The sequence below is a fragment of the Alcanivorax sp. MD8A genome, assembly GCF_002888555.1.
Taxonomy (GTDB): Bacteria; Pseudomonadota; Gammaproteobacteria; order Pseudomonadales; family Alcanivoracaceae; genus Alcanivorax.
In genome coordinates this window covers 1-1,357 of the sequence record NZ_AQOQ01000076.1, presented here as the reverse complement: position 1 = coordinate 1,357, position 1,357 = coordinate 1, and the positions used below count along the sequence as shown (strand labels likewise).

Below are 1,357 nucleotides of genomic sequence, written 5' to 3'. Positions count from 1 at the left end.
GGCAAGGCGCAGCAGATGTGCGCTCCAGGTCCCGCCCTTCGGGTCTTCCAGGCTGGCCCGCACTCGTTGTTGCGCTTCCTTCGAAGGTGAAGAGCCGATGGATGGACATAGACCTTCAAAAGCGCGCCCCTCTTTACCTTGGCCGAGGGGGCGAACCAGCCTGAAAGACTGAGCACGCAATGAGTTATTCAGAGGCTCCTTACTCCTGCTTTCGCCGGTTGGCAATACCATGGGGTACATGACCTGCGGCAACGTGCTGGGAGGCAGATTCACAATGCCCCTGCTGATCATCAAAAAAGACATCGGCGCCGAAGGCTCTCAGGAAATCTCCCTTGGCGAGCCCGCCCAGGAACAGGCTTTCGTCCAGGCGAATATCCCATTCCCGCAATGTGCGTACCACCCGCTCATGGGCCGGAGCGCTGCGGGCTGTGACCAGTGCCGTGCGGATTGGACAGCTTTCCACGGGAAAGCTGTTCTGAAGCTGGTGCAGCGCCGCCAGAAACGGCTTGAAAGGCCCGCCATCCATAGGCTGCCTGGCGGAGCGCTTTTCGTTTTCGGTAAAGGCTTCAAGCCCATCGCTCTGGAAGATCTGTTCCGACTCATCCGAGAACAGCACCGCATCGCCATCAAAGGCAATCCGTAAAATGCCATCGGGCCGTTGGCACTGGCCGCCCGAGAGAATCGTGGCAGCCGCATAGCCGGCTTCCAGGACTTGCTGAACATCTCCGGGATCAGTGGAAAGAAACAGATGCGCCCCAAACGCCGAGACGTAACGGTGGGGACTTTCCCCCCCGGCAAAGGCAGCACGGGTGATCGGCAAACCGTAATGCTCAATGGAGTTGAACACGCGCAGACCAGTGTCTGAGCTGTTTCTCGATAGCAGGATCACCTCTACCCTGCCCTTGCCTTCATCCAGCTCATTGATGGCCAGCAGCTTTTGCACCAGCGGGAAGGCATCGCCCGGGGCCAGCACATCCTCTTCGTGATTTACCTGATAATCCTGAAACGCTTCCAGCCCTTGCTCCAGATAAACCTGGTGGCTGTCTGAAAGATCAAACAGGGCTCGCGAACTGATCGCTACCACCAACTTTCCATCAAACGAAACCGGCATAGTCCATTCCAACTGTTTGGGGCTTTCATTAACCAGGGAACCTCTGAATAACTCCTTGCGTGCTCAGTCTTTCAGGCTGGTTCGCCCCCTCGGCCAAGGTAAAGAGGGGCGCGATTTTGAAGTTGTATGTCCATCCATCGGCTCTTCACCTTCGAAGGAAGCGCAACAACGAGTGTGGGCCAGCCTGAAAGACCCGAAGGGCGTGTCCTGAAGCGCCCATCTGCTGCGCCTTGTCTCTAGGAAAGG

Annotated in this window: 1 protein-coding gene; it reads right to left on the bottom strand. The window is 57.4% G+C overall.

The window, feature by feature from the left end:
• Window positions 1-199: 199 nt before the first annotated feature.
• A complete protein-coding gene (locus tag A15D_RS17055) occupies window positions 200-1,111 on the bottom strand; it encodes a 5'-nucleotidase (RefSeq protein WP_102792897.1) in 912 nt (303 codons plus the stop codon).
• Between the last annotated feature and the right edge of the window lie 246 nt (window positions 1,112-1,357).